This window comes from Mobilisporobacter senegalensis (assembly GCF_003752155.1).
Classification (GTDB): domain Bacteria; phylum Bacillota; class Clostridia; order Lachnospirales; family Lachnospiraceae; genus Mobilisporobacter; species Mobilisporobacter senegalensis.
Window position 1 is genome coordinate 135,528 of record NZ_RJVG01000003.1, and the last position, 21,719, is coordinate 157,246.

24 protein-coding genes are annotated in these 21,719 nt (G+C 34.6%); 2 read left to right on the forward strand and 22 right to left on the reverse strand.

Going from position 1 to position 21,719, the window contains the following annotated elements:
* Positions 1 to 18 precede the first annotated feature (18 nt).
* A complete protein-coding gene (locus EDD66_RS06020) occupies positions 19 to 2,052 on the reverse strand; it encodes a glycoside hydrolase family 10 protein (protein WP_123608665.1) in 2,034 nt (677 codons plus the stop codon).
* A 201-nt stretch (positions 2,053 to 2,253) separates the two neighbouring features.
* Complete coding sequence (locus EDD66_RS06025; protein WP_123608666.1) at positions 2,254 to 4,896, reverse strand: N-acetylmuramoyl-L-alanine amidase; 2,643 nt, start codon at positions 4,894 to 4,896, stop codon at positions 2,254 to 2,256.
* A 209-nt stretch (positions 4,897 to 5,105) separates the two neighbouring features.
* On the opposite strand from EDD66_RS06025, the gene EDD66_RS06030 reads away from it, so the two are divergent.
* Positions 5,106 to 6,155 (forward strand): tyrosine-type recombinase/integrase, encoded by a 1,050-nt coding sequence (locus EDD66_RS06030; RefSeq protein ID WP_123608667.1) that lies wholly within the window; start codon positions 5,106 to 5,108, stop codon positions 6,153 to 6,155.
* Positions 6,156 to 6,250: 95 nt separating this feature from the next.
* On the opposite strand, the gene EDD66_RS06035 is transcribed toward EDD66_RS06030, so the two are convergent.
* The 17 genes from EDD66_RS06035 to EDD66_RS06120 all read right to left on the reverse strand — a co-directional run bounded on the left by EDD66_RS06035 (position 6,251) and on the right by EDD66_RS06120 (position 17,033).
* A complete protein-coding gene (locus tag EDD66_RS06035; protein WP_123608668.1) occupies positions 6,251 to 7,111 on the reverse strand; it encodes a metallophosphoesterase family protein in 861 nt (286 codons plus the stop codon).
* Complete coding sequence (locus tag EDD66_RS06040; protein WP_123608669.1) at positions 7,102 to 7,503, reverse strand: hypothetical protein; 402 nt, start codon at positions 7,501 to 7,503, stop codon at positions 7,102 to 7,104. Before EDD66_RS06040 ends, EDD66_RS06035 begins: the two co-directional genes overlap by 10 nt.
* A 55-nt stretch (positions 7,504 to 7,558) precedes the next feature.
* Complete coding sequence (locus EDD66_RS06045; protein ID WP_123608670.1) at positions 7,559 to 8,524, reverse strand: helix-turn-helix transcriptional regulator; 966 nt, start codon at positions 8,522 to 8,524, stop codon at positions 7,559 to 7,561.
* Positions 8,525 to 8,617: 93 nt separating this feature from the next.
* Positions 8,618 to 9,799, reverse strand: a complete 1,182-nt coding sequence (locus tag EDD66_RS18680; RefSeq protein WP_243115312.1) for a GNAT family N-acetyltransferase — start codon at positions 9,797 to 9,799, stop codon at positions 8,618 to 8,620.
* Between the two features lie 129 nt (positions 9,800 to 9,928).
* Complete coding sequence (locus tag EDD66_RS06060; protein ID WP_123608671.1) at positions 9,929 to 10,738, reverse strand: nitroreductase family protein; 810 nt, start codon at positions 10,736 to 10,738, stop codon at positions 9,929 to 9,931.
* A gap of 63 nt (positions 10,739 to 10,801) precedes the next feature.
* Positions 10,802 to 11,209: a DUF6608 family protein gene (locus EDD66_RS06065; protein WP_123608672.1), complete on the reverse strand. Its 408-nt coding sequence runs from the start codon at positions 11,207 to 11,209 to the stop codon at positions 10,802 to 10,804.
* Positions 11,206 to 11,901 carry a leucine-rich repeat domain-containing protein gene (locus EDD66_RS06070; protein ID WP_123608673.1) on the reverse strand — a complete coding sequence of 232 codons (696 nt, stop codon included), beginning with the start codon at positions 11,899 to 11,901 and terminating at the stop codon, positions 11,206 to 11,208. The genes EDD66_RS06065 and EDD66_RS06070 overlap by 4 nt, the downstream gene beginning before the upstream one ends.
* 134 nt (positions 11,902 to 12,035) lie before the next feature.
* Entirely contained in the window at positions 12,036 to 12,596 is a 561-nt protein-coding gene (locus tag EDD66_RS06075) for an N-acetyltransferase (protein WP_123608674.1), read from the reverse strand.
* 146 nt (positions 12,597 to 12,742) lie between these two features.
* On the reverse strand, positions 12,743 to 13,009 hold the full coding sequence (locus EDD66_RS06080; RefSeq protein ID WP_207667757.1) for a hypothetical protein: 267 nt from the start codon (positions 13,007 to 13,009) through the stop codon (positions 12,743 to 12,745).
* A gap of 60 nt (positions 13,010 to 13,069) precedes the next feature.
* Complete coding sequence (locus EDD66_RS06085; RefSeq protein ID WP_123608675.1) at positions 13,070 to 13,402, reverse strand: DUF1801 domain-containing protein; 333 nt, start codon at positions 13,400 to 13,402, stop codon at positions 13,070 to 13,072.
* Positions 13,403 to 13,485: 83 nt separating this feature from the next.
* A complete protein-coding gene (locus EDD66_RS06090; protein ID WP_123608676.1) occupies positions 13,486 to 14,259 on the reverse strand; it encodes an aminoglycoside adenylyltransferase domain-containing protein in 774 nt (257 codons plus the stop codon).
* Positions 14,260 to 14,574: 315 nt separating this feature from the next.
* Entirely contained in the window at positions 14,575 to 14,652 is a 78-nt protein-coding gene (locus EDD66_RS19005; RefSeq protein ID WP_408632102.1) for a hypothetical protein, read from the reverse strand.
* Between the two features lie 215 nt (positions 14,653 to 14,867).
* Positions 14,868 to 15,068 carry a hypothetical protein gene (locus EDD66_RS06100; RefSeq protein WP_123608677.1) on the reverse strand — a complete coding sequence of 67 codons (201 nt, stop codon included), beginning with the start codon at positions 15,066 to 15,068 and terminating at the stop codon, positions 14,868 to 14,870.
* Between the two features lie 107 nt (positions 15,069 to 15,175).
* Entirely contained in the window at positions 15,176 to 15,550 is a 375-nt protein-coding gene (locus EDD66_RS06105) for a nuclear transport factor 2 family protein (RefSeq protein ID WP_123608678.1), read from the reverse strand.
* 25 nt (positions 15,551 to 15,575) lie between these two features.
* Complete coding sequence (locus EDD66_RS06110) at positions 15,576 to 15,866, reverse strand: VOC family protein (protein WP_207667758.1); 291 nt, start codon at positions 15,864 to 15,866, stop codon at positions 15,576 to 15,578.
* A gap of 157 nt (positions 15,867 to 16,023) precedes the next feature.
* Complete coding sequence (gene proB, locus EDD66_RS06115; protein ID WP_123608679.1) at positions 16,024 to 16,821, reverse strand: glutamate 5-kinase; 798 nt, start codon at positions 16,819 to 16,821, stop codon at positions 16,024 to 16,026.
* Positions 16,822 to 16,826: 5 nt separating this feature from the next.
* Complete coding sequence (locus EDD66_RS06120) at positions 16,827 to 17,033, reverse strand: YbaK/EbsC family protein (RefSeq protein WP_123608680.1); 207 nt, start codon at positions 17,031 to 17,033, stop codon at positions 16,827 to 16,829.
* Positions 17,034 to 17,155: 122 nt separating this feature from the next.
* Between EDD66_RS06120 and EDD66_RS06125 the strand changes: the two genes are divergently transcribed.
* Positions 17,156 to 18,046: a LysR family transcriptional regulator gene (locus EDD66_RS06125; protein WP_123608681.1), complete on the forward strand. Its 891-nt coding sequence runs from the start codon at positions 17,156 to 17,158 to the stop codon at positions 18,044 to 18,046.
* Between the two features lie 41 nt (positions 18,047 to 18,087).
* Here EDD66_RS06125 and EDD66_RS06130 read toward each other — a convergent pair whose 3' ends face one another.
* The 3 genes from EDD66_RS06130 to EDD66_RS06140 form a co-directional block, all read right to left on the reverse strand.
* Positions 18,088 to 19,059 carry a sigma factor regulator N-terminal domain-containing protein gene (locus tag EDD66_RS06130; RefSeq protein WP_123608682.1) on the reverse strand — a complete coding sequence of 324 codons (972 nt, stop codon included), beginning with the start codon at positions 19,057 to 19,059 and terminating at the stop codon, positions 18,088 to 18,090.
* Positions 19,056 to 19,547, reverse strand: a complete 492-nt coding sequence (locus EDD66_RS06135; protein WP_123608683.1) for an RNA polymerase sigma factor — start codon at positions 19,545 to 19,547, stop codon at positions 19,056 to 19,058. Before EDD66_RS06135 ends, EDD66_RS06130 begins: the two co-directional genes overlap by 4 nt.
* Positions 19,548 to 19,742: 195 nt before the next feature.
* Entirely contained in the window at positions 19,743 to 21,536 is a 1,794-nt protein-coding gene (locus EDD66_RS06140; RefSeq protein WP_123608684.1) for a glycoside hydrolase family 2 protein, read from the reverse strand.
* Between the last annotated feature and the right edge of the window lie 183 nt (positions 21,537 to 21,719).

A 21,719-nucleotide genomic window follows, 5' to 3' on the forward strand; every position in this document is an offset into this window, starting at 1 on the left:
TAATTATAATATTTACTTCTATTTCTTATCCAGAATCTCTATTAAATTATCAACTTCTACCTGCATCGCATCTTTGAAAAAGTGTTCATATCTAAAGAATAAGAATCCATCTACAGAGCCGGTTTTTCTACCGTACTCAACCTGACGTTTTAATTCATCATTTGCTTTCTTCCATTCCGGATCATCACTTATCGTAGCTTTTGCTTTGTAATTTGCAATTCCGATATACATTTTTACAGAATTCGCAGTTCTTGTATCCAGCCATCTTTGTACAGTATCATCAAATGGGCAGATTTTATGAGTAAATGACCAATAAATCTGTGGCGCAATATAATCTACATATCCATCTGTGGATAACCATTTTTCTACATCAACATAATATTTATCTTTGGCCATTAAATTTGATATATTTCCATGTGGGCTTATACCAAATTCTACAGAAGAATCAATCGCTTTAATGGATTTATATACATTACGAACCAATGTACTTACATTATTTCTTCTCCAGGCATCGATTGTCATCGGTGTTTTACCAGCTTTTGTGGTGCTCTCTTTATATGTATTGTATTCTTTATAATCAAAGTTTGATTTATAGCTGCTTCCAAGGGAAGGATAGAAATAATCATCGAAATGGATACCATCCACATCATATTTATTTACGATATTTTCAATGTCTGAAACAATCATGTTCTGTACTTCTTTTGATGCAGGGTTATAGTATAGGCTGCTTCCAAAGCTGAGTACATTTCTATCATTCTTTGTTGAACTATCTTCCTTCCAGATTCTGGCCGGATTATCTTTTGATAAAGTATTATAATCTGTTGTGCTTAAGGTGACTCTATAAGGATTTAGCCATGCATGGAATTCCAGCCCTCTTTTATGAGCGGCTTCTACCATATATTCTAATGGATCAAAACCGGGATCTTTTCCTTGCTTTCCAGAAACATATACTGACCATGGAAAATAATCTGAATTATATAGAGCGTCACCCATTGGTCTGACCTGAACGATAACGGCATTCATCTTAAGATCTACAGAGTTATCGAACATTTCATTGATCTTTTTCTTAAACTGACTTTCTGAATATCCCTTATTACTAAATTCAAGGTATGAAATCCATACAGCTCTTAGCTCCAATCTTACTTTTAAAGTTTCTACTGTTGTATTCCCCGCTTTATCAGTAATAAGAACACTATATGTTCCGGAAGTTTTCACTTTGAAATTCACGGTATCAAAAAGAGTGTTGCTATTATTCCATTTTTCAGAAGCAGGATCTGTTACAGTTCCTTTTAAATATTGAATGCTCTTAACTCCGGAAGTATCTTTGGTACTGACCTTGATAGTTGCAGCCTGATTTAAAACAGAATATGAAAGACTGGCTGCCGGAGCTTTATTATCTATATTAGATACTGCTATCTCAGAAATTCTTCCATTACCTGTTTTATCCATTGCATAAACAGTATAAGTTCCATTTTCTTTCACAGTAAATGCAGTTGTATTATTGGAATTGAGTTTTAAAGCGGTTCCATTATTTTTAAAATAGCTACTGTTTTGTTTGCCCGCAGCCCATTTCACAGTTTTGATACCAGCTCTGTCTTTAAGGCCAACGGTCACCTTAACGGATGTATTTGTAGGAGTTTTTTTATTTGGTGCTAAAGTGATTGCTGGAGCCGTTTTATCAATATTGCTTATTTTAATCGTGGATATTTTTTTGTTTCCCGCTTTATCAACCACATAAAAACTATAAATACCGTTCTTTTCTATTGAAACAGTTGCAATATTTTTGGCAAGTTTTAATGACGTTCCATTTTTACTAAAATAAGTTGCATCTTTTGTGCCACTGGCCCATTTAACTGTTTTAATTCCAGAAGTATCGGTTGCTTTAACGGTAACTTTTACTGCAGACTTGGTATACGTCTTCTTATCCTGAGTTAAACTTACAGCAGGTGCCTTCGTATCTTTGCTTGCTGCCTGTATTACAGTATCATTGGATAGCATGATTAAAAATGCAAATATGGTGAATAGATACATAATGTTCTTAATGTGTTTCATAATACACTCCTATCATTTTCTTAATTTACTATTATATGGATCCAAATCTTGATAATTAATAATCCATTTCTAATTATATAACCATAAGAAACACGGTTTCCGGGCTTCTTATGGTTATCGTGGTAAAAATCTCTTGCAAGCAAGCATTTTTACTTCCTGTAAATTAAAAATGGATTATTATATCATGAACAATATCATTTGTTATCTTCCGGTTGGATAGTTATCAAATACATATGCAGCAGATTCATAAATCGCCTTTGCTGTTTTATCTTGGAAAGTTGCACTTTTCATCTTATTTAAATCATTTGAATTCGTCATAAATCCAAGCTCAATCAATATTGCAGGTACTGTATTCTTCTTTACAACTACAAATGCACTATTCTTAGCTCCGCGATTAATTAAATCTAATTTGGTGCTTAGCTGGCTTGCAAATATTGTTGCGAATTTTGAGCTTGTCAAACCTGAGTCTGACACAGAACTATTTGATGAAGAATAATATACTTCCAGCCCTTCTGGTGTCTTTGAACCAGCTGCATTCATATGAAGACTGATGAATAAATCAGCGCCCATTTTTTTCGCATAGGCAGCTCTGTCATCCAGTGTAATAAAAGTATCATCACGTCTGGTCCAATATGCTTTAATATTAGAATCACTGCTATTAAAATACTTTTTGGCACATGTATAAAGGATCTTATAGTTAATATTTTTTTCTGAATAACCGCCGTATTGTGCACCTGGATCATGGCCGCCATGTCCGGCATCCAGTATAACGATATTTTTATAAATATCTTTTGGATTACCTACAGCTACTTTAATAGAATCGTTTTGTACACTTACTTTATAACCTTGAAGTTTTTTCGTCTTAACAAGGATATCCGTATTTCCATTTTGATTCAAAGAATAAGTTACACTTGTTATCACACTATTTGTATTAATAATAGGATTTTCAGCTAAAAATTGTGTTTGATCTCCCGGTAAGGTGATCTTAAACTGATTATTATAATATAAATCTTCATTTGTGATTTGAGATGCATCTATTCCCGAAGGTTTTTTAATCATTAAAGAATAATTGGAAACTGTTTCATCATAAAATGAGATGGTATATTTATTATCCGTACTGGATGTTACATAATTACTTCCGCTTGTTTTCACAATTGAAATTCTTGTAGTATCATAAGTCGGATTTGTTACTGTAATTTCTTTCATGAAAATACCATCTGATATCTGGTCGCTCTTAGTACCTATACCATTGATTGTATTTTTAAAGTCCAAATAAACATGAGTGGAATCTTCTGTAATGATTGGCGCTAATTTCGATAAGGAAGAAATAGCAATGGTATCATTCCCTGATTTATATCCTGCTTCTAACTCTGAAATATAATTATTATATACATTTACATAAAGAGTACATAAATCATTTGATAAATTAAGTTCATATTTTGCTTTTGGTGCATTTAATGATATATCAAGAGTTGTATTATTATTTGCAGGATCGTAATTGGTAAGTATCTGACTTGCAAGCCCATCATTCATGATATATGTATTATTTGATGCAGCTGTATTCGCTAATGTTACAGAAATCGTACTGTCGTTTTTGAAGCTGGATGTTATTTCTCCTAATGGACTACTTGAAGTAATCACATAAACATCTTTGTTCGTATATGAACTTCCATCCTGCCAAACAGATAATATAGATGAGGTATTATAGTTTGTTCCAGGAATATTCGTTTTATTGATCCCTTTTACTGAATTAAACTCAACTTCCATTGACGGAGAAATACTATGTTTCACATATGTTTTTTCTGGATTTAATGGAGATGTATCGTCACCATCTAACTCTGGATCCGTATTTGTTACTTTGGTATTTATCTCAGATGCTTTCGAGGTACCATTCCATTTATATCCGTAGCCCAGGAAATTTGTTACAGATTGTCCCGGAACCATAACATAAGACGCATTTCTTTCTTTGCTCTTTACCAGTCTTGGTGCTTCACTCATTGTCTTTTCAACACCATTTACCAGTGCTTTCTTGCTGCCCAGTGTCATAACAATTTCTTTGTCACCTTTTTTAAGAGTTACGGTGCCGGTAGAACTGTTATAATTATAGGTTGCTTTAATGCTGGAATAGCTGAAAACTCTCCAGGCATGAACCATTGCTGTATTATTAATAATAATGCTTGGCATGGTCAGAGGTAATTTCTTACCGTTAATCATTACGATTCCCTGAGTGCTTGTATAGTTTACCCATTTATTATCATAGTATAGATTAAGACCTTTTGTTGCTGAACTTTTCACAGGACTTGTAATTGTCACAGTAGAGATATTGCTTTGCCAATTATAGGTATAACCCAGAGACTCAAATACAAATCTTGCAGGCACAAGTACTTTACTGGAACCGGCTGGATATTTTACCAGCAGAGGTGCTAAAGAAGTTGTTTTTTTCACACCATTCACATAAGCTGTTTTGCTGCCTACAGTCATTTTTACTTCTTTAGTATCTTTTTTAATTGTGACAACACCAGATTTACTGGAATAGGAATATTTTGCCCCAATTGCTTTATTGGTAAATACATCATATGCAGAAACTAAGGAAGTTCCATTCATTATAATACCAGGACGGGCGCTATTATTAATGGCTTTACTATTATATTTATAAGTTACTTTCTGACCAGTATAATTAACTGTTTTCTTATTGTAATATAATTTCAGGCTTGAAGCTGCCTCAACGGTTGCTCCAGACATTAATATAATCATAAGAGTTAAAACGACCTTAATAAAATACTTTTTTACGCTCTTGGTATGATTTAATTTTTGTGCTACTGTTAATAATTTTCTTTCGTTCATTAGATTCTCACTTCACCCTTTTTTCCTATATGCTGTATTTTCATGTTGCTATCATTGATACTACTAATTAAAAGTGTTAGAATTGTGTCAAAGATTGATTTTATTCCTTAAATTATATATAATAAACTGGAATCTTACGATTTTTTAGACAAAATATTAAGTGTTTCTTAAGTTTTAAATTTATTTAAACAAAAAGGTGGGTGCAATCAATGAAAGAACATAATTATCACGACCAGGTAAACAAAGATAATGAATTAAAATTAAGAGATATCATAAATACTTTACCACATTTTTGTGCAGCGTATTTTAGAGGAATTGAACCTACTACTTCTTCAAGGACCAGACTTGGCTATGCTTACGATATAAGTGTCTTTTTTAATTTTTTATATAATCAGAATCCTTATTTCAAAGGGAAAAATATAAGGGAACTTAAACCTGAAGTATTGGAACAGTTAAAACCGGTAGATATTGAAGAATATTTAGACTACATAAAGTATTATAAAAAAAATGAAAAAGAATATGTGAATGAGGAAAGTGCCAGAAAACGTAAATTGATTTCCTTACGCAGTCTTTATAATTATTGTTATAAGAAAGAATGGATCGATACGAATCCAACTTCCAGAGTTGATATTCCAAAACTTCATCAAAAAGAGATCATACGGCTGGATGTGGATGAGGTGGCAATGCTGCTTGATGAGGTAGAAAGTGGCGAGGCACTGACAAAATCCCAGCAAAAATATCATAATAAAACCAAGCTCAGAGATTTAGCAATAATGACCCTGCTCCTTGGGACCGGAATTCGTGTTTCTGAATGTGTGGGCCTTGATATTTTTGATGTAGATTTTAAAAATAATGGAATTAAGATACGAAGAAAAGGCGGCAATGAAGTAGTTATCTATTTTGGGGATGAAGTATGTGAAGCACTTCTTGATTACCTGGATGAAAGAAATCATATCATACCAATGGAAGGTCATACGAATGCCCTCTTCCTTTCTATGCAAAAAAGAAGGATCAGCGTGAAATCTGTGGAAAACCTGGTAAAGAAATATTCAAAAACCGTAACTACCTTAAAGAAAATCACTCCCCATAAGTTAAGAAGTACCTATGGTACAAATCTTTACAGAGAAACGGGAGATATCTATCTTGTGGCAGATGTATTAGGCCATCAGGATGTTAATACCACAAAGAAACATTATGCTGCCATTGATGATTCCAGCCGTAGACGGGCTGCTAAAATTGTGAAATTGAGAGAAAAATAAGACCCAACATAAAAAACAACTAAGGCGTTAGAAAGTTTTAACATAAAACCTCTTACGCTTTAGTTGTTGCTCATAATTAATCTAAAAATTAGAATTTAAGCATCTATCATTTCTTCTACGGCTTGTTTCCAATATTTTTCTGGTATATCAGGCCATATACAATTCCCAGTTTCAGCACTGCATAAAGACATTGCTTTTGCTAACACTGCGCCATGAGATAAATTACCTTTACGCAATAGATTTTCCGTTACACGACACCAATAGGGTGCATGTTTGTCAAGTCCTGATTCATGAAGTTCTTCTATTACCCTATCTACATCATATTCCAGGCTAATAAATTCTTCCGTCCATCTTTTATCCATTCCATGTAATATCAAAAACTGTGACTCACCATTACTATGTAACGGAACGCCCACTGACCCAGCATTCAAAATTATCTTTCCATTATGTTCAATTTTATTTTGAATATGTGTATGACCGGATAAAATAATGGATGAATCTATCGTATCCATTATTTCATAAGTCCTGTCATTATTAGTTAATAACTTTTCGTTTGTGTTATAAGGTGAACCATGACAGATTGTAACCTGTGGCATACTATTGATGGTAATGGTATGAGCCAGTTGTAATTTCTGAAAAAAATCTAAATCTCTTCTATTCAAATGTCTATATGTATACAACATTGAACCGGTTGTAGAATTATTGTCCCGCCATATCTTATTATCATTCTCGTTAAAATTCAACCAATAATCTTCTTTATTTCCTTTTATAAAATAACACTTATATTTCGTATCTATATCATAAATTATTTGCATAGTTTTTTCAGGATATGCGAGTTCGCCAACATAATCGCCTAAAAATATATATTTATTTATGTTACGAGATAAAGCATAATCGATACATCTTTTCAAGGCAATATAATTACCATGAATATCTGACAAAACTGCTATATCCATTTTGGATCCTCCTTAACAGATCTTGACCGGGTTATTTTTTCAATCATTAGACCGATAACACAGCCGATAGCATATGTACCGATGCACCATGCAAACCCATAATGATATGGCATCGGGGGCAAATTATGATCCATAACAACCATCTGAGAACCGAACAACTCACCTAAAACAATACCAAAAGAGTAAAATCCAACTGTTATATAAGGGTATCTTTTCCAACCAATTAAGGCAGGTGCAGTAGATATAATTGCCGCAATTAACAGGATGTTTTTTGCAGTCCAGTCTGGTGTATATAAGTGGTAGGGCTTGCCTATAAAAAAGAATTGCCGGCATATGACGTAAATAAAGATATAGACGCTTGCAACAATTCCAAAATGTAAAAACTTTTTCATTTATAACACCTCCCATAATATACTGCACTTCAAGCGGATAGACCGTCGATTTTATTTACTTCCGTACTGGTCTGATATACTTCAAAAACCGTTCCGGATCATGATAAAAGTAAATTATTCTACCGGGGGAAGTATCAAAGCAGTGACCGGTGCCTGCAAAATCAAAAGTTGCCATTGCCCTTTCAAGCTTTTCCTCCACACTACGATTTTCCTGTTCATAATCGAATGGCCCATGTTCAAAAACAATATACTCGGCTTCGGGAACATCAATCATAAGCATTTGTGGTGGTACTTCGCCTTTATAATCAAAAGGAAGACGTACACCATAACACTCTGTACGTGGAATACCCCAATCACAAAGTCTGCCGACCGGGTCATTAATGTATGCCATAATCTGACCGCTGCCGCTGTTAGATTCGCTCCCGCCATCGTCATCCAATTTGCCCTTGATACTATCGAGTAAGCCGCAAATTGTTTCGCAATCCTGTCCCGGAATAAGACTTTGCTTGTGCCAAAAATCCCAATACCCATTACTCTCATAGTTTTTAATGTGTAAAAATTTGTGTGCGGGAATGGTTACAAAATAAATTCTAACATCATTTATAGATTCCATCATCCCAATCTCTCCCAATCCTAAAAAGTAGCGGTCAAAAGGGTTTATTTTTGTACGAAGAACGACAGGCTTAGGTTTTTTTCGGTATTCACTTGGAGTTACACCATATGTTCCCTTGAAAGCTCTGGTAAAAGCTTCGTGTGATGAAAAACCATAATCAAAAGCAATATCCAAAATGCTTTTTTCACTATCCCGCACCTCTTTTAGTGCAAATGCTAATTTTCTATGCCGCAGATAATCCCTGAATTGCATACCCGATATTTCTTTGAATTTTCTCGTTGTATAAAATTCGGAATAACTCAGCTTGCGAGAGAGAAAACGTAGTGTCAAGGCTTCATCATTATAATTTTTAATACATTTATCAATTTCATCAACGATTATTTGAATTTGCTTCTGCCACTCGTACATTCGTCTGTTCACCCCGTTTCAACCACCCTGCATTTATTATAGAGAAATAGAGAGATTACTGCTTGATTTTACTTGCTGTTATTTAATTTCAACTTAATCCCATTGTCCTGGAAATCTTAATTTTTGCAGCTTTGGAAATTTCTTATTATATTCTTCTACTTCTTCCTTCGAAAGATTTTCAAAAACTTTCGCTTCGTAGAATTTTCCCTTTATATCTTTCATGCCACCTTCTACCAATTCAATTCCCATAAATGCATCAAAGTTTTTACCGTCAGCAGTTGTAATATTAAAGTTATCACATGTTTTAAAACCTATTCGAGGATAATAATCTGGTTCTCCAAAGATTATTATACCTTTATATCCTTTGTCTGCAGCCAGATTCATTGTTTCTCTTAATAACAATTCTCCTACTCCACATCCCTGCCACTTAGGATCTACGCAAAGAGGCCCAAAAGTTATAATTTCATGTGTATCCGTACCATCAACAACACGTGATTTTGAATACATGATACATCCTATTACATTTCCATCCTTTAATGCTATTCTGCTTAGTTCAGGAAGATAGTCCTTATCCTGACGTAATTTATGAACGAGATAATGTTCATCACATCCGGGACAGTGTTTATTCCAAAAGGCATGTTGTGTCATCAATTCTACATCATACCAGTCATTCTCTGTTTCTATTCTGATCTCTATTTCATCCCGTTTTATTTTTTTCTTTTCTTCCGGAAACCATCCAAATTCTAACCTTACTTCTTTTCTTTGCAAATCATTATTCTTGTAGCAGCAGGTATCCATACCTATCAGGGTAAAGCCTTCATGCTGATAAAAATCTATTGCATTAACATTACAAGATTGTGTTTCCAGTATGATAGCACGACGACGTTCTCTTCTTGCCTGTTCCTTTGCTATGTTAATTAGCTTATGACCTATTCCCTGTTTTTGATACCCTTCTGATACCCAAAGTTCTGTAATCCTTAGGCGATTAGACCATAATTCTTGATCAGTTTCAATTGCAGCGACTAATTCATCATTAACTAACACTCCCCATGCATAAGCATTCTCCCAGTGGTCTTCATATAGTTTATCCGGAAAATCATATTCTTGTGGTGTATGAGTCACTGGCTCTGTAAAGTCTTTCTTTTCTATTTCAATAATAAACCCTTTCTCTGTATTATTTACTAAAACATCATAGTATTTATCTGTCTTATATCCAATTGGAATGATAGTTCCTTTCCATTTTTCTTTTGGTAAATGGACAATTTCATATTCCATAATCTTTATCCTCTCTTTTTTATATCAGTGATTCTCCTGGTATCCTATGATTCTAATCCATCATAAATATAACGGAAAGTAATCAACTGTTCGTAAAATTGAAATCTGTCGTGCTTATGCTCATAATCTTTACCACGCTTCGTAATGCAGTTTGCTCGGCTCAAATCGGTTTCGTTGGGGACTATCCTCATCTGTGTATCCAAGAGCAATCAGTGAAATCGGTCGTATATGGCAGGATAACCCAAACTCATTCACTATACTCTTGTAAAAATCCGAGCCTTGCTTTACACCACACCAAACACCGCCAAGCCCAAGAGAATGAATTGCAAGAAGCATATTCTGTGTTGCAGCAGAACAATCTTCCATCAGCCACTCGGGTATACCCTGCACAATTTTATCACCACATACAATGATACAAGCTGCTGCAGTTGTTAACATCCTTGCATAATGGGAATTACCTTCCATAATGTGCAGCATTTTCTCCCTATTCTGTGTGACGACAAAATGAAAGGGGCGCTTGTTTGTGGCAGACGGCGCACAAAGCCCGGAATACAATATCGTATCCAATACCATATGACTGACTTTTTTGTCGATAAAGGAGCGTACACTTGAACGTTCTCTGATGACTCTTATCGTATCGTTCTCCAACATCTTCGGCTCGACTGCTTCAGAAATGGCTATGTTTTCAAGTACTATATCCAGCGGAACATTAAAATGCTCCTCACCATTTAAGCCAAGATTTTTAAGAAGTTGCTTACTAAAAAAGATACAGTATTTTTTATTTCCCTTTGACATCAATTTTGATTTGAACTCCACTCCGCCAATGGTGCATATAACATAGATTGACCCTTTAGGAATTCCAAATTCAATTCTCGGGTTAAATGGAAGATAAGCCATAACAGAATTACCTTCTCTTTTAATATCTATTGTACACTTCATATAAACTCCCTCGTCTCTCATAATTTCATATAAATAGCCCTGGTTCAAAGCGGCCTGACAAATTCAGAATTTACTTTTCTTTTTCCTTGCAATATCAACAATATTATATATTATACAAGTGCATAAGAACATCATAGTATAGTTGATGAAAATATCACTATATGCATTTTTGACCAAAGGCTCCCGTAATCCTGCAAGCCATACATATCCGAATGCCAAAAGCAGCGTTGGAATATATCCAATAAATGCACTTATAATTCTATTCTTTACTTTGATATGAATACAAAACTCAAATGCAAGTACCCCAATAAGTACAATAATAGCACGGTCTAATTCATGCCAGTTACCGTTTGGGTCTTCATAGATACCTTGTGCAAGGTATAAAATGCTATTTAGTATCGTCGCAAAAGTATAAAGTCCACAATAAATCAGAAGAGTATTTTTTAATATCTTATTCCATAATTGCTTCATCTATCCAACCTCCATATGCAATCATTGACATCATACAAATTAGGTAAAGATATGCGAAGATTAGCAAGTTCTTTATAGGTATATTTTTTCATAATAGTTGTATTTGGAATCCAAATGGAAAGAAGACTTTTCATTTCGCGTAGAAACTCTAGATCTTTTATTGGTGTATTACCCAATATAGGTCCACTTATTACTAACTGCTCTAGCTGATCCAGTGCGGTTAGTGGAGAATAGTCTTCAATATCCTTAAAATTTTCAATATAAAGAACTATAAGATTTTTTAACTTTCCAAGACTTGTTATATCACGAACTCCTACACCGGATCCGATGTACAGAAATTTCAGCTTAGTTAAGTCTTCTAATGCTGATAAGTCAGAGTACGCTCCCCATTTAAATCGAAGCTCTTCCAAGTTTTCCTGGCAGCAGGCTGCATCAAATAGTTTCTGGGGTACGCGGGAATTAAAATGCAGAGCCTTTAAAGCTTTTGTATATGTCCGGAAAAAGTCAATCCACTCAGCTAAAATCCGCTTTTTATCACGTTCACTGTAATGATAGTCAAGTTGTGTACAGGCAACGCATAAATTAGCCTCGCCCTTGTAATCCTTTACTTCCGTAACAATTTTATCTGGTGGAAACCCTCCAATTTCTTTAAAATACCTACCTTTTATCTGTTCTTCGGTTAAAACCGCCATCGTTTACACTCCCATCCATCCTATGAAAACTTTTCCCGTTTTATATCATGAATATTATCATCTTTGAAAGTATCCATTTTATTAATAAACACAATGGGAAGACACAACAACTCAACAAATTGGAATTTATCTATTTACTTACATATTACAAAATAATCGCCATATTCTGTGCTATCAAATCCTATCAGTTTCTCTTCTGATAAGGCAAATCCTATTTTTGATAGCGCATCTCTTCTTTCAACCGCTTCTGCTTTCGCTTTAGTTGCGATTTTATCACAATCGAATAATTCAAACGTTTCGGAAACCATTAACGAAATAATGTTTTCGATTATATCTGGCTTTTCATAATCACTTCTAATATCAAGGCGAAGTAATCCGCAGTTGGTAAAATAATCATTTGCATCTCTATGGAAGAGTTCTATCGTTCCTATTACCTTGTTAATATATTTATCAATAATAGAAAAACGGACAAATCCACGATTTGTATATTCCACCAACCACCATTTGATGACGTCACACATTACATCCATCGTCGTAAAATGAAATCCGCCACTACAGCCATCAGAATTGCATAACGATACTGCCTTCTCATCTGAATACACATCCAACAGATCTGCTGCATCTTTCTTTAACAGCAAGCGTATCTGATAATGTTCATTTTCAAATTTAGGGCACATCTCATAAACATCTTTCATTTCAGTTCCTCCATAAATTCAAATTTCTTATCGCAACAATTTGGAATTGAGTGAGCTGTGCGAACAATGCTTCTTAAACGGTAGGTCAAGAAGATGTTTGCAAGATAACTTCAAAATTCTTGACATCTGAACAAATCAGAACTTATTTAATCATCATTTGACAAATACCATCCATGTTCACGATGCTTTGGGTATTTATACTCTTCATTTTCATGACCTTTGTTCGCTCTTTTTTTCATTTCATTATCAAATCTTCCTAAGATATTCCATGCCTTTTCGTCACCAGAACAATGATCTAATCTTACCTTTTCTCGTTCTGTTTCAAGTTCTTCATCAGATGCTGAATCAAGCCATTTTTCACTATAGCCTTTGCTTGTTTCGTCTGTCTTGAAAAGTTTGTCAAATAATCCCATGATATTTTCCTCCACAATTCTTTTACATCTACAAATTCCCATTTACAGTTATATTGGAGTTTATCCTATAAGTGTTTCATTAAAAATTGTCGCTAAAACATTACTCGGTATGCTCTGATTAAGATGAATCTGCAACATACCCTTTGGTGTAATCTTAAATTGTTCCAATTGATGTTTATGTTCCATAATAGCCCCAGCTTCAATATTTATATGATCTTTAAAGGGGATGATTCGAATGAATCTATCTCCAATATAATAGCTGGGTAACTTTGCCCATAACTTCTCTTCAATTTCGCAAGGAACACTCTGAATAATCAACCTCCTTAATTCATAAAAAAGTTTTTGTATCTCATCGCAATATTTCGTAATGTATTCCTGAATATCTCCATTCATCTGTTTACTCCTCCACAAATTCTTATTTATCGTATTTCATAGCAATGTTTTAGTTTTATATTGGTAAAAAACTTCTGTTTATTCTACTTTTCTATTTGCTCCTTTTCAGACCTGATAATTGTCAGCATTTCATCCGCAAACTGACCTACAATTTCAATGTCTTCCTGCATTATCTGATTTGTTTTATAGCAATCTAATGCCTGTAAAATAAGGGAATGATATCTTTCAGGCATATGTGCAATCCCCCACTCACCGCCTTTCTGCTTTGAAAGACATAAATCTTCCTTTAAAAGTGCCAATACTCTGCACAAATTAAGTGTCATATTCATAGGTTCATTTGCTATATCTTCTCTTGCATCTTCCACATCAAACCAGACGCTTTCTACATAATCCTTTTTCGATACCTCTCCAAATATATTTTCAATCTGTTCTCCGTATAGCATAATTCCATACCTGTTTATAATTGTAAAATGAGCCGCAAGGTCTTTATCTTCACCTTTCATGTTTTCCACATAATTCTCTGGATTGTCTCTAAACCATTCCAGATGAATTGGAGAAAAATGCAATTCAAATGGCGTTGGATACACAAATGGCTTGCAGTATTCTCTCTTCACAATACTGATTTCTAACCCTTTCCCAGGAGCCTGTTCATTCAGCTTCACAGTCTGTTTCATAAACTCCATTTTCTGCACATGGGTAATATCATTTTCAATCACTATGAGTAAGTCAATATCACTCTTTTCAGGATTAAAACAATTCATAGCCATTGAACCATGCAAATAAATTCCAGTCAATTTGTACCCGATTATCTCTTTGCTCATATCAATAAACTCATCAATTACATTTTGATACAACATATAAACCTTGCTCCCTATAATTTTCTGTTTATAGTTACATTAGAATTTACACTGTTATTTCAATAGGATTGTTCTCAATTCCAATAATACAACTTTCATAATATCCATCTCCAGTAGTTCTTGGACCACTAACCACTTCATATCCATCTTGTTTAAGCTATTTCGTGATTTCATCAACTTTTTTTTACTTCCAACACTTAATGTAATATGGATAAATTCAGTGCGAGCTAGTGCCTTACTTGTGTCTTCCATAATAGGTTTATTTGTGGACTATCTTCAAACATCAAAAAACATGACCTAAAATCCGTTTTAGTATTATGATAACCACTGTTCCTTTGCATTAAAATAAGTAACAAAGAATTCTTTTGCCTTTTCCAAATCATTTACATACATTGCAATATGTTCAATTTTTATTTGTGCTACCTCCGTAACTTGAAATTTGTCAGTTTCGTGTTATGCTCATTAAGCGAAGCTTAAATAAATAATCCGCAATTAAAAATTGCTCAACCAATTCAAATTCGCCTGTTACTTTTATTAGTTTAGTGTACAAAAAACTACCAACTGTATATTAATAGCTGGTAGCCAACAAATTCTTTAATCTTTTAATTCTATTTTGGATAAGCATACTCTATGCAAATTGCATATACTTTACCATATGCAGCAGAAGATATTCTTTGAGACTTATATTCAGAATAGGCTTCTTTACAAAGCTCCTGCAATTCAGGACAATCCCCTTTTTCCTTACCAATCTGTTCAGCAGCTTTTAAATAATGCAATTCTTTCTTAGTTAGTCCATCATAATAACTCATAATTATTCTCCTTAAATCTATGTATAAGTCCATTTATATACTAATATATCAACTATCAATATTCAGTTATCAATGTTCTTCATAATAAACCTCCACTAAATATTAATTTACCGAATAGGCTTACCTATATTTTTGTCTATTCGCCATTGAGGAGCTATATTATCATCACCCCAGTATTCGTCCAGAATCCTTATTTCCCCTTCTGTTATCTCAAAAAATGAAGTCACATGAAAAGAATTTTCTTCTGACCAGACATGAGTGGCGGTAATAATAATATTTCCAATGTGTTCTATTCGTTCAACTTCGCCGCTCCAATTTCCAGGATAGTCACAGTTGGCTCGCAAGAATCCGCTAACATTAAATTGCTCATTTGTATTATGCCAACGGATACAGGCATTTTCGTGAAAATACTTTTTCAATTCTTCTTCATTCTGAGCAGCAATATGATTCCAATACTGGATTACAAATTGATTTATGTCCATTAATAGTTCTCCTTCAATTTCTAATTCATTTCTGGCTGGGAGCTTCTTTTGCTGAAGATACAGTTACAGTTAATTTTATCATATTACCCTTGGACACCGGCTCTGCTATTTCATCTGCAAACCAAAAAACCGTATCACAGATATTCATTTCGGCATGCAAAATCCATTCTTTCAGATTTGCCGGTTGAGAAGTCACGCCCTCTGGTACGTAATCTTCATATGATTGTGACATCTGAACTTTACTGTTGAAAACCGTCTCATAAAATTTCAATGCTTCACTGCAATTTCCTGCAAATGTGATATAAGGTGTGACCATAGTGATACCTCCAGTTAGTTTCCGTTTCTCTTGTTTCATCAATGTTGTTTCATTCCAATTAGTAGTAATTTATATTAATTATTTTAAACTAAATTACAATATATTTCCATAAGTATTTTTGTTAATGGTAATGGCAGGCTGATTTGATATCCGTATATTATAATTTACCGGCAAAGAGTGTACCAACACTGCCTCCTTTGATGATTTCATACAGAGCAGACGGATGTTTACCATTCGTAATGATAGTATCAATTCCCTGTGCAGCAGCCAGTTTTGCCGCCTGCAGTTTCGTTTTCATACCACCTGTACCACGCCTGGAACCGGCTCCTCCCGCCAATGATTGTACCTCCTCGCCTATTACATTAATTCGTTCTATCCGTTTTGCATTGGGATGGAGACGGGGATCCCTGTCATAAAAGCCGTCAATGTCGGACAGGATAACGAGTTTCTGTGCTCTGCACAATATAGCTACAACTGCAGAAAGCATATCGTTATCTCCAAATAGTCTGTCTTCTGATTTGATTTCAGTATAGCTGACCGAGTCGTTTTCATTCACAACCGGGATAATGTCCATTTCAAGTAAAGCGTCAAAGGTGTTTGTGAGATTTTCCTTCTTTTCCTCATTTTCCATATCCTCGGCATTCAGTAAAATCTGAGCGATAGTTTTGTCATAATCATTGAAAAACTTATCATATAAGTTCATGATCCTGCATTGCCCTACCGCAGCGGCAGCTTGTTTCAAACGCATACTGGCCGGGCGCGTTTTCATTTGGAGCTTATTTGTGCCCACAGCAATGGCGCCGGATGAAACTAAAATAATTTCATGTCCCATGTTCTGAATGTCAGACAGTACACAGGCAATGCGGTCAAAGGAACGCAGATCGCTTTGACCTATATCATTTGTCAAGGTAGAAGTTCCTACTTTGACAACAATTCTGTTTTGATATAAACTCAAATCATTCACCTTCCTTTCGCTACCAGTGTTTTCACCATTTTCATATTAAGAGCCTCATTGATCTGAATACAATTATCCATTGTAATTGCCTCGTCGGTATCGATACGCTCAAATGGAATATGCAGGTCTTCCAGTGCTCTATATGTTTTTTTCTGGAGCTCCGTCTTAAAATTAGACGGTGCTGTTGTATAAATATCACTTACAAAGAACATAATCAATTTCCTTTCACTTGAGATTTTTTCATTTATAGTGTATCATGTTTTCATATATTACAAAAACGAATGTTTATCATGATTAGTATAACAAAACCAGATATAAAGAAGGTAAGAATTGTATGGACATGAATATCCAAAAATATATGGCTTTTGTCAAAACTGTTGAATATGGAAGTTTTACAAGAGCAGCAGAATTATTGAACTATTCTCAATCCGGCATTAGCCGGATGATTAACGATCTGGAAAAGGAATGGAGCGTATCTCTTCTTGAGCGTGGGCGCGCCGGTGTGCGCCTGACTTCTGACGGATTAAAGCTGTTGCCGTTTGCAGGGAATGTATGCAACGAATATCAGAAATTGCAGGCACAGGTGGATGAACTAAACGGCTTGCAATCGGGATTAATTCGGATTGGCACATTTTCAAGTGCAGCAACCCATTGGCTTCCGAATATCATCAAAGAGTTTCAAAAGGATTACCCTAATATTGATTACGAGCTCCTGTTGGGCGACTATACAGAAATTGAAAGCTGGATTTTAGAGGGGCGGGTAGATTGTGGTTTTCTCAGGCTTCCTACACACCCGGAGTTTGAAACAATATTTTTGCAGCAGGATAAGCTGCTTGTTGTTTTACCGGAAGATCATCCAATGGCTGAATGCCGAAGGTTTCCTGTAAACGCATTATGTGATTACCCTTTCATGCTTTTAGAAAAAGGCGCTAAGGCTGAAATATCGGAAATATTTGAAAAATGCAATATTGAACTAAAAGTACATTTTACTACATGGGATGATTATGCCATCATGTCAATGGTCGAAAGTGGATTAGGGATCAGCATTTTGCCGGAGCTTATTTTGCAGCGTATTCCATACCGAATTGTAATAAAGGAACTGGATATACCGGCGTACCGTAAGATTGGTCTTGCAATGAGAAATAAGAAATCGGTATCCCTTGCAGTGAAGCGGTTTTTAGCTTATCTGGAATATAGGAACAGCCATAAGATAAGTGTAACATGAAAACAAGGTCTGATTTTTCAGTCAGACCCTGTAATTTTCTTCTACCAGATTGTTAATTGTATATCGTCTACATGGATTGAATATACATCAGTTTTCTTTAGATATTCAATCACTTCCTGCTTTTTGCCTGAGAAACAATAGTTTTTTATGGTTAGTTCTTCCTGTGAATCAATGCTCTCTCTCGTTTTCTTAATCTCATCAAGTGTAAAGAATTGAAGACTTCCGGAATAAATACCTAAAGATTGAAAAAGGACGGGCTGAGTCATCAGTAAATCAAGATTTTGAAGAAATATTTCTTTCAATTCCTTGTCACTGAGTTTCTTTCGTTCATCCGTATCCTCATATAGAGTACAGAGATTCAGGCTAAGACCGCCTTGATACTGACTTACATTATTATAGAATTCTATCCAGTCTAATTGAATGTCCTCTTTTCGAAGCTCTGACAGAGGTATTGGTGTATTCACTCCAATAGAGAGATAAACCACGCTAGAGTCTGGAAGCTCTTCAAGGTCTTTTAGAAATTCATCTTTTTTCACCCAATTTGATTCAAATCTTCCAATGAGTGCAGTGGTCATACTTTTTACATCGGTAATTACAGAGGCTTTTCCTTTATCAATTTCCATTGTAACATTGGGAAGGCCAATCATAGTTTTCCCAATGTGATTTTGCATATCCAGATTCACTGTATATTTACCAAACCCCTGCTTATCAATTTCAACAGATACCACCTCTGCATAAGGACGCATGGTCTCAAAATAGGCTCTAAGATATTTTGTAAATCCCTTATCATTATTTTCTAACTTCTGGGGATTTAAATAACCATAATTCATGATGGGATTTATGACTAAATATAAAAATCCTGCAAGGAATAGAAGAACCCCGATAGTTTTTAAGCATATATTCCGGATTCGTCTGTTGATCTGCTTTTCTAATTGTTTCACCATGTCTTTTTCATCTAGATCAAGATCACTGATATCTTTTAATTTTGTTTCAAATTCATCAAAGTCTGTCATAAGGTATCCTCCTTTAAAATTTCAATCACTTTTCTCTTTCCCCTGGAACGTATCTGTCTAACATTCTCTTTGCTGATATTATGGGAACTGCTGATTTCTTCATCGGTCAAATTGAAATATATACTTTCTATCAATATTTCTTTCTGTAATATTGGAAGCTGCATAATCGTATAAAGCAATATACGTTTTTCTTCATTCTGTATTATTTCATTTAATACACACATATCACTTTCTAATATATCTAAATCAATGGAACCTTCATCTAGTATCCTTTTCTTGTTCTGGCATTGATTTAAAAATTCATTCCGAAGCACTTTTGTTAACCAGTAACGTATACTGCCTGTATTTTGATAGGATAATAATGCTTTTAAAAATGTGGACTGCACTAAATCTTCTGCATCCTGTTTATTTTTGGTAAGGGAAAGTGCATATAGAAATAAAGGTTTATAATATTTTTCATAGATTAATTTTAACTCGTGATTCTTCATTATTTCCCTCCCTCTAACTTATAACAATCCAGCAAAATATTTGTGACAGAATTTTCTTCATTTAAGTTTTTATGTTTTATGTTTCTGTATTTTAGCTATTAAATTTACAACATAATTTAATTATCTATATTCTACCATATTAACTCTGCAATAGATATTCAACTGAAAAAAAGGAGGATTTCTTGAATCCTCCTTTTAAAATGGTTTCATAGCCGTTACCTTGCATACTTTCCGGTCATAAGTTAAAAGGCCATTGACCTCATCTTCAACATCGGAAATCTGGGTATACACAGCAGCAGCCAATCCCTTTTTCTTCAATATGGCAATTTCATTCTGATATAGTTTCTGAAAATCATCATTTAAAGCTTCTTCATTTAAATAAATACGATAACCAAAGAGCTGCCAGGAAAAAGAATGCTCTTTTATGTAGCAGGCATATCCACCAAATTCAGAAAGTACTACCGGCCTTTTTCCGGGTTTTACTTTTAATGGATGAAAATAATTATGTATACTCCTAAAATCTCCACATTTCTGGTCGAACCAACCACTTGCGTGATCAATGAGTCTGGTGTGGTCTTTTTCCTGAATCATATCATATACTTTTTTGGAATCAAATTGCCCCCAGGCTTCATTAAAAGGTACCCACACAGCGATAGATGGGGAATTATAAAGAAGCTCTACGGTTTCCAGGCACTCTTCCAACCATTCTCTTCTGCCTCTTTCATTGGCTCTTCCAAGTAAACGATAATGTTTGTCTTTCACCCATCTGGCAGAGCAAGGGAAAAAGGTAGGAAGATACCCAACTAACAGCATATTGTATTTCTCCCCACCATTGACCATGTCCTGCCATACGATCATACCCATACGGTCGCAGTGGTAATACCAGCGGAGAGGTTCAATTTTAATATGCTTTCTTATCATATTAAATCCCAATTCTTTTGCTTTTTGAATATCATAAATCAGTGCTTCATCACTTGGAGCAGTATATAGTCCATCCGGCCAGTAACCCTGATCTAATACACCATTTTGGAAATAGGGCTTATGATTCAGAAATATTCTGGGTATTCCATCACTGTCCTTCTTCACTTCAATTGATCTCATGGCAAAGTAACTTTGTACCTTGTCTTCTCCTGCAGTAATGACCATATTATATAAATATGGATTTTCAGGACTCCAGTATTTGAATTTTTTCATTGGTATGAATATATATGTACTTTTACTTTTTACAGATTTGAGAAAGGTTCCTTCGGAAAAAATCTCAATTCGAAAATCATTTTTCTTTAATTCGCTGCTAAGTTCATCTTTAAAATTTAAATTTATAATTACTTCTACTCCTTTTCTTTTGATAAGGGGAGTGATTTTTAGAGAGGTTATATATACATAAGGAACCCACTCCATCCATACTGTTTGCCAGATACCGCTTTGGGCAGTGTAAAACATTCCTCCCCGGTTTAATTTCTGTTTTCCTCTTGTATGGTAAGAAGTATCACTGTCATCTGTTGCTTTTACGATCAATGTATTCTCGCCCTCAATCAGTTCCTTTGTAATCTCTACGGAAAAAGGAAGATATCCTCCGGAATGCTTTAAGATCTTTTGGTTATTTAAATATACTTCACAGAATTGATCCACAGCTCCAAAGTGCAGAATACATCTTTCGTTTTCGTAAACATTTTCAATCAGAATAGTTCTTCTATACCATAGAAATTCTCCTGGCATCAATTGCCTTTTTACTCCGGATAAGATACTTTCTGGTGAAAATGGAACGAGAATTCTACCTTCAAAATTTTCAGGAACGAAATCATCATCTGTTATACAATAATCCCAATATCCATTTAATATCGTATAATTGTCTCTTTTTAACTGAGGCCTTGGATATTCTTCCAGAACATGTTCCGGATTTAATTGTTCACCCCATATTGTATATAATTGATGAGGAGGTTTGTTATCTCCTTTAAATCTCATGGTACGAATCATGTCTTTAAAATTCATTGAATCACCATCCTGTTTTTATTTTTTATATATTTTATATTGAGTTTAATATGCTTATTTAAGAATACTATAATCTTTCAAATTTTATTCTCTTTATCAAATAAATAACAATTGTATTTTCGAATAACAAAACAGTTCACGGACAAAAATAATAAAGAGAAACATTTCTCTTATAAAGATAGA